This is a genomic window from Bacillus paranthracis (assembly GCF_001883995.1).
Classification (GTDB): domain Bacteria; phylum Bacillota; class Bacilli; order Bacillales; family Bacillaceae_G; genus Bacillus_A; species Bacillus_A paranthracis.
Map to the genome: position 1 here is coordinate 1 of NZ_MACE01000041.1, position 7,595 is coordinate 7,595.

General features: G+C 35.5%; 10 protein-coding genes. 6 read left to right on the plus strand and 4 right to left on the minus strand.

What is annotated here, in order from left to right; genetic code table 11:
* Positions 1 to 262: 262 nt before the first annotated feature.
* The 4 genes from BAQ46_RS15660 to BAQ46_RS15675 all read left to right on the plus strand — a co-directional run bounded on the left by BAQ46_RS15660 (position 263) and on the right by BAQ46_RS15675 (position 5,045).
* The gene (locus BAQ46_RS15660) at positions 263 to 1,702 is read left to right on the plus strand and encodes an alanine/glycine:cation symporter family protein (protein ID WP_000346385.1); all 1,440 of its coding nucleotides are present in this window, start codon (positions 263 to 265) and stop codon (positions 1,700 to 1,702) included.
* Between the two features lie 294 nt (positions 1,703 to 1,996).
* The gene (locus tag BAQ46_RS15665) at positions 1,997 to 3,178 is read left to right on the plus strand and encodes a NupC/NupG family nucleoside CNT transporter (RefSeq protein WP_000673861.1); all 1,182 of its coding nucleotides are present in this window, start codon (positions 1,997 to 1,999) and stop codon (positions 3,176 to 3,178) included.
* Between the two features lie 359 nt (positions 3,179 to 3,537).
* Positions 3,538 to 4,719, plus strand: coding sequence for a NupC/NupG family nucleoside CNT transporter (locus BAQ46_RS15670; RefSeq protein ID WP_000706846.1), 1,182 nt, complete (start codon positions 3,538 to 3,540; stop codon positions 4,717 to 4,719).
* Positions 4,720 to 4,811: 92 nt separating this feature from the next.
* Complete coding sequence (locus BAQ46_RS15675) at positions 4,812 to 5,045, plus strand: hypothetical protein (RefSeq protein WP_000664136.1); 234 nt, start codon at positions 4,812 to 4,814, stop codon at positions 5,043 to 5,045.
* 25 nt (positions 5,046 to 5,070) lie between these two features.
* On the opposite strand, the gene BAQ46_RS15680 is transcribed toward BAQ46_RS15675, so the two are convergent.
* Entirely contained in the window at positions 5,071 to 5,577 is a 507-nt protein-coding gene (locus BAQ46_RS15680; RefSeq protein WP_000949389.1) for a ferritin, read from the minus strand.
* A gap of 53 nt (positions 5,578 to 5,630) precedes the next feature.
* Complete coding sequence (locus BAQ46_RS15685; protein ID WP_000355737.1) at positions 5,631 to 5,954, minus strand: MazG nucleotide pyrophosphohydrolase domain-containing protein; 324 nt, start codon at positions 5,952 to 5,954, stop codon at positions 5,631 to 5,633.
* Between the two features lie 73 nt (positions 5,955 to 6,027).
* On the opposite strand from BAQ46_RS15685, the gene BAQ46_RS15690 reads away from it, so the two are divergent.
* Together BAQ46_RS15690 and BAQ46_RS15695 are read left to right on the plus strand one after the other, a co-directional pair.
* Complete coding sequence (locus tag BAQ46_RS15690; RefSeq protein ID WP_001225737.1) at positions 6,028 to 6,606, plus strand: LOG family protein; 579 nt, start codon at positions 6,028 to 6,030, stop codon at positions 6,604 to 6,606.
* Between the two features lie 118 nt (positions 6,607 to 6,724).
* Positions 6,725 to 7,006 carry a hypothetical protein gene (locus BAQ46_RS15695; RefSeq protein WP_071742132.1) on the plus strand — a complete coding sequence of 94 codons (282 nt, stop codon included), beginning with the start codon at positions 6,725 to 6,727 and terminating at the stop codon, positions 7,004 to 7,006.
* Between the two features lie 17 nt (positions 7,007 to 7,023).
* Here the strand turns inward: BAQ46_RS15695 and BAQ46_RS15700 are convergent, their stop codons facing one another.
* On the minus strand, positions 7,024 to 7,221 hold the full coding sequence (locus BAQ46_RS15700; protein WP_000656322.1) for a hypothetical protein: 198 nt from the start codon (positions 7,219 to 7,221) through the stop codon (positions 7,024 to 7,026).
* A 77-nt stretch (positions 7,222 to 7,298) separates the two neighbouring features.
* Positions 7,299 to 7,595, minus strand: a 297-nt coding sequence (locus BAQ46_RS30900; protein ID WP_282957218.1) for a hypothetical protein, incomplete at its 5' end; no start/stop codon positions are given.

Genomic DNA, 7,595 nt, shown 5'->3' on the forward strand with positions numbered 1-7,595 from the left:
GGTAATTGTTAATATAATTTTTGTTTGTTCATTTCTCATATTATTTGTAGGGAACGTACTGTCTTAAAGGTATGGCTGGTCGCATAGGATGAGTGATTTAGTATTGGATAAATGTGCGTACTAGTTATAATTTTGCGTAAAAAAACACATGTGTTAAGTAAGTTAACCTACTTATGTTAGAAAACCTAACATAAAGTTCTTGATTACTAAGAGTTTTTAGAATATAATTTTCTTATTGTTAGGAAGAGGGGGCAATGCAATTATGGATTTTTTAGCTAAGGTAATTGGGGATATAAATAATGTCCTTTGGTCATATATCATTATTGCGATGTTAATTGGGTTAGGACTTTACTTTTCATTTCGTGTGAAATTTGTCCAAGTTCGTTACTTCGGTGAAATGATTCGATTGCTTGGGGATGGGGCGAGTTCGAAAACGAGGAAAGCACAAAAAGAGAAGAGTGGTGTATCATCATTCCAGGCTTTTTGTATGAGTACAGCTTCTCGTGTAGGTACTGGTAACTTAGCTGGTGTAGCTATTGCAATTTCAGCAGGTGGTCCAGGAGCAGTATTTTGGATGTGGTTAATCGCGGTAATTGGGGGTGCTTCTGCATTTGTCGAGAGCACATTAGCGCAAATTTATAAAGTGAAAGATGGGAATACGTTCCGTGGTGGCCCAGCGTATTATATGGAAAAGGGTTTAAATAAGCGCTGGCTTGGAGCTATTTTCTCTGTATTAATAACAGTAAGTTTCGGATTAATTTTTAACGCTGTACAATCTAATACTGTAGCAGCTGCTTTTGATGGGGCATTCAAAACAGATAGTAGATTAGTAGGTCTTGTAATGGCTGGTTTACTTGCAGTTATTATTTTTGGCGGAGTAAAGCGAATTGCACGCGCGGTTGAAATGATTGTTCCAGTAATGGCGATTATTTATGTAGCAGTAGCATTATTCGTTGTTGTAACAAACATTACGGCAATTCCGTATGTATTTAAAGAAATTTTCTTACATGCTTTCGGAATTAAAGAAGTAGTAGGCGGGGGATTAGGTGCTGCGATTTTATTAGGGGTAAAACGCGGATTATTCTCAAATGAAGCAGGTATGGGTAGTGCGCCGAACGCGGCTGCGACTGCAAACGTAACGCACCCAGTTAAACAAGGTTTCATTCAAACTTTAGGGGTATTTACAGATACATTATTAATTTGTAGTTGTACAGCATTTATCATTCTTTTATCAGATGTGCATAATGCAGCTGATTTAAATGGTATTCAATTAACGCAACAAGCGTTAAGTCAACATATCGGTCCATGGGCTTCTATATTTGTAGCAGTTGCAATCTTCTTGTTTGCATTTAGTTCATTAGTAGGTAACTACTACTATGGTGAAACGAATATTGAATTCTTAAATGGAAGTAAAGTGCTATTAACAGCTTACCGCATTGCTGTACTTGGTATGGTTATGTTAGGTTCTGTAGCAACAATTCAAATCGTTTGGGATTTAGCAGATTTATTCATGGGTATTATGGCTGTTATTAACTTAGTGGCAATCGTATTCCTTTCTAAGTACGCTTTTGCGGCATTATCAGATTATGTAAAGCAAAAGAAACAAGGAAAAGATCCAGTCTTCTATGCGAATTCAATTCCAGGTTTGAAAAATACAGAGTGCTGGGAAGAGCAAGTAGCAGATAAAGAAAAAGCGGTATAATGAGGTGAGCATCAAGTGAAACTTGATGCTCATTTTTTGTTTTATCCAGATATTTGTCGGTAGTAAAAGACGAACATTAATGAGTGTTTTATAATAAAATGTAATTTTTTAAAGAAAAGTGCGGATATGAGTTGTGATTTATGTTAGAATGGAAAATGCCTTTGAAACAAGAGGTTTTATGATTTTTCCTATCTGATTGAAGATTTTGGAGGGGAAATGGAAAGTTCGGGTTATTTCTTGTTTTAGTGGTCAGACGTTCAACGTTAATGAAGAGTTAAATGGAGGATTTTATTAATGAAGTTTGTTATGTTTCTTGTAGGATTACTCGTTGTATTTGTACTCGGTTTTCTTATAAGCTCCGATCGAAAGAAGATTAAGTATAAACCAATCGCAATTATGCTTATTATTCAGCTAGCATTATCTTATTTCTTATTAAATACACAAGTTGGTTATATTTTAGTAAAAGGAATTTCAGATGGATTTGGCGCGCTTCTTGGATATGCAGAAGCTGGAATCGTTTTCGTATTTGGTGGCCTTGTTAATAAAGGAGAGGTTTCATTCTTCTTAACAGCGTTATTACCAATCGTATTCTTTGCCGTTTTAATTGGAATTCTGCAACACTTTAAAATTTTACCGATATTTATTCGTGCTATTGGTACGTTGTTAAGTAAAGTAAATGGTCTAGGAAAATTAGAATCATATAACGCAGTAGCAGCTGCCATTGTTGGGCAAGCGGAAGTATTTATTACAGTAAAAGATCAATTAAGTAAAATCCCAAAACACCGTTTATATACATTATGTGCATCTTCTATGTCGACAGTATCGATGTCAATCGTCGGTTCTTACATGAAAATGATCGAACCAAAATATGTAGTAACAGCACTTGTATTAAATTTATTTAGTGGTTTCATTATTATTCATATTATTAACCCGTACGATATTACAGAAGAAGAAGATACACTGAAATTAGAAAATAAGAAAAAACAGTCATTCTTTGAAATGCTAAGCGAATATATTATGCTTGGTTTCACAATCGCGATTACGGTAGCAGCGATGTTACTTGGTTTCGTAGCATTAATTACAGCAATCAATAGCTTGTTTGATTCTATGTTCGGTATTACATTCCAAGCTATTTTAGGATACATTTTCTCACCATTAGCATTCGTAATGGGTATTCCGCAAGCAGAGATGGTAACAGCGGGACAAATTATGGCAACGAAATTAGTATCAAACGAATTTGTTGCGATGCTTGATCTTGGAAAAGTAGCTGGTGATTTATCGGCTCGTACAGTTGGTATTCTTTCTGTATTCCTTGTATCATTTGCGAACTTCTCATCAATCGGAATTATCGCAGGTGCAACGAAAGGTATCGATGAAAATCAATCAAATGTTGTATCATCATTCGGTCTACGCCTTGTGTACGGTGCGACATTAGTAAGTATTTTATCAGCGATTATCGTTGGTGTTATGTTATAAAAAAGATGGTCCTAGCTCATAGCTAGGGCTATTTTTTTATGGTAAATTTGCATAGAAAAACCAATTAATTAGGAATATATTAACATATAAAAATCTTTTTAAATTTATATTGCTTTTCAGTTAGATAACGCTTACAATTTGATTTGTAGGTGGTATCAATTTCAGACTTTCAAGTATGGTAGGAGAGAAGAGGCTACCTTTAATAAATTGCAATTTATGTAAACGCTTACTGATTTTAGATAACAGTTGAATAGTATTTAGGGGTTTTAAATTTTTTTAACATCAATGGTCAGACGTCATTCGTTATACGTTATACGTTATACGACCAATAACTCGTGGGAGAAGTGGAGGATTCACATATGAAAATAGTAATGTTTCTAGTCGGTTTACTTGTAGTATTTGTACTAGGGTTCCTTATCAGTTCAGATCGCAAGAAAATTAAATATAAACCAATTGCACTTATGCTTGTCATTCAATTGGTACTTGCATATTTCTTACTGAATACAAAAGTCGGATTTGTATTAGTAAAAGGGATTGCAGATGGGTTTGGCGCTATTTTAAAATTTGCGGAAGCAGGGGTTAATTTCGTATTTGGTGGTCTAGCAAATGATGGACAAGCACCATTCTTCTTAACGGTATTATTACCAATCATTTTCTTAGCAGTATTAATTGGGATCTTACAACATATTAAAATTTTACCGATTATCATTCGTGCAGTCGGTTTCCTATTAAGTAAAGTGAACGGTTTAGGAAAACTAGAATCATATAATGCAGTAGCAGCTGCGATTGTTGGTCAAGGGGAAGTATTCATTACAGTAAAAGATCAATTAAGCAAATTACCGAAAAATCGTTTATACACACTTTGTGCATCTTCCATGTCTACAGTATCGATGTCAATTGTCGGTTCTTATATGAAAATGATTGATCCAAAATATGTAGTAACGGCACTTGTATTAAACTTATTTAGTGGATTCATTATCGTTCATATTATTAATCCATATGACGTGAAAGAAGAAGACGACATTTTAGAATTACAAGAAGATAAAAAGCAAACATTCTTTGAAATGTTAGGCGAATATATTATGCTTGGTTTCTCTATCGCTGTAACAGTAGCGGCGATGTTAATTGGTTTCGTAGCATTAATTACAGCAATTAATGGTGTGTTCGATTCAATTTTCGGAATCACATTCCAAAGCATTTTAGGATACATTTTCTCACCATTAGCATTCGTAATGGGTATCCCAACATCAGAGATGCTAACAGCAGGACAAATTATGGCAACGAAATTAGTAACGAACGAATTCGTTGCAATGCTTGACCTTGGAAAAGTAGCTGGTGATTTATCAGCTCGTACAGTAGGTATTTTATCTATCTTCCTTGTATCATTTGCGAACTTCTCATCAATCGGAATTATCGCAGGTGCAACGAAGAGTATCGATGGCAAACAAGCAAACGTTGTATCATCATTCGGATTAAAACTTGTATACGGTGCAACGTTAGTAAGTATATTATCAGCGGTTATCGTTGGGGTTATGCTTTAATAAATAGTAAAGAGGTCGTTTATCTCTCGCCTAGAGGGATGAACGGCTTTTTTATTTTGGTATGATAAATAGTGTGGAGAGGGGGAATTAGGGTGAAAGAACAGAATAGTTTAAAGGAATTTGATGAGGTTATAGATAACATTAATCGTTTAACTGGAGAAGATGCTAGAGCGTTTTTGAAATTGATACATGGATATTTGAGCATAGTAGAAGAAGGAGATGGAACTTTTACTCATAGTGACTTTGTTGAAAAGGTTTCTGGGCTCTATAAAAAGGATGTGGCGAGGGTTATTCAACTTAGAGAAGAAATAAAAAAATCACCTTAATCCATTCATTAAGGTGATTGAAATACTACTCAGCTGGAGGCGTAAATGTACGTTTCTCTAATTCAGCATCTAGCATAAATAATGCGTTTGAATCGCTTGTAATACGTTTTAATTTTTGGATGATGCTATCGAATGAAGCTTCTTCTTCTACTTGCTCATCGACGAACCATTTTAAGAATGTAATTGTTGCGTGTTCACGCTCATCCCAGGCGATATCAGATAGGTTGTAAATACGTTTCGTTACTTCACGCTCGTGCTCAAGTGCCACTTCAAAAGCGTTCAGTACAGAGTCATATTCGTTATTTGGATTATCAAATCCAGTAATAATAGCGCGCTCACCGCGGTCATTAATGTAGTTGTAAAGCTTCATTGCGTGGAAACGTTCTTCTTCAGCTTGTACAAGGAAAAAGTTAGCGAATCCATCATAGCTCTCCGCCGTACAGTAAGCAGCCATTGCCATATAAGCGTGGGCAGAGTAAAATTCAAAGTTCATTTGATCGTTTAGTGCGTCGTGCAATTTTTTTGATAACATAAAATCCCCCTTAGTATTGTGACAAGAATATTATACCATAATTGATAATATTCTCATTTAGATGTCTCGAACCTTTTCGAAAGCTTTGTGACGTGTGCGTCCATAATGTCTTGTAAGTCCAAATCATATTTTTGCGAAAGAATAATAAGATTAGATAGTACATCACCAAGTTCTTCTTTTAGTTCTTGTTTTAGCTCTTCTTCTGTTTTCACGTTTTCATCAGGACGATCCCGACCGATTTCGATTGCGCGAACAACGCGTGAAACTTCCCCAACTTCCTCTGTTAAGAAATTTAACCGAATAAAGGCATTATACTGTGACCAGCTTCGTTTTTCGTAAAATTCCTCAACCCATCTTTCAAATGCGACAATATCCATTTCTTTCTCATCCCCTCAATATGTTGTACAATGTTCATTGTATCATAACAATATATAGTTTTGGGGTGTAAGGATGAGAAAGATTTGTGTGTTTGCAGGTTCCAATTTAGGGGAGAGACCAGAGTTCAAAGAGCAGGCAATTGAATTAGGTAAAATGTTTGTTGAGAATGATTATGAGCTTGTATACGGTGGTTCTTGCGTCGGATTAATGGGAGAAGTAGCAAACGAAGTTCTTCGCTTAGGTGGTCGTGTAACAGGTGTTATGCCGCGCGGTCTATTCCGAGGAGAGATCGTTCATACAGGGTTAACAGAATTAATTGAAGTAGAAACGATGCATGAACGTAAAGCGAAAATGGCAGAGCTTGCGGATGCTTTTATTGCACTACCAGGCGGATATGGAACGTTTGAAGAGCTATTTGAAGCAGTATGTTGGTCACAAATTGGTATACATAATAAGCCAGTTGGTTTATTGAACATAAAAGATTTTTATGGACCAATTCTGCAAATGGTTGAACGTGCAGCAGAAGAAGGATTCATGAATCCATCAAATAAAGAGTTAATCGTTTCAGCTGAGACAGCCGATAAATTAATTCATGAAATACAGAATTACGAGCGTCCTGTTTTAGGAACGAAGTGGAAGCAATTATTATAATACAATTGTATAGAGATTTTTGGAAACACATGTCATTTTATCTTCAAAAGACATGTGTTTTTAATTTGGTTAAATATGTTAATGTTAAGGTGTAATGTTTTGGGAAAAGGAGAAATAGATGGAAGAATTCGTGTTTTTAAGGCCGGTTTTTAAATGTATTTTAGCAGCATCTATTCTTGTTATGCTAATTGTTTCAATACAGAAGAAAGAACTGATTAATGCGTTTTCACTTTGGTTTATTTCGATATTGTGTGTTGGTGTTTCGGCGATCACGTTGTTTATGTCTGGGTTTATTGTTGATGAGTATAATTTAGGTGGAGATTCGGTGTCGTTTGATATGTTTATTGGGATAGTTTGTATTAGCGGTTTGAATTTCATTATTTATTATAGGCGGAAATAAAAAGGAGGCATTCCGTATTACTTTGGAATGCCTTTATCATTTTGATTACTTTGTTTTTTATACAAGTACCAGCCACCCCAGCCGCCACCAATTGCTACTACAACGAGGAAAGCGTAGTCTTTCACCTCGATACGTATGTTGAAAATATTAGCTATAAGTAAGACAATCCCAACTGTTATTAATGCAAAAAATGCTCTAATTAAGTAGTCTTTCAACTGAACCACTCCCGCCATTTAAGTAGTAAATGATGAATATGGAAAAGCTTTTTTTGAATCTATGTTACTAAAGGGTGTTACCTATATTTTAGCATAAAAGAGATTGTAATATATTGATGAAAGTGGGGGAGAGGAGCGCTGATATTGTCGTGATTTGTCGGTAAGTCGATATAATTGAAAAATCGCTGATATATTGGATGGAATCGCCGATATAATTGAAAAATCGTTGATATATTGGATAGAATCGCCGATATAATTGGGAAATCGCTGATATAAATTTCATGTACCAACAAAAGCGACCATTCCATAGAAAAAAGCGACTCTGAACGAGCCGCTTCCGCTTTTAGGTGATATCCAGCTCCAGCGGCTAGAAC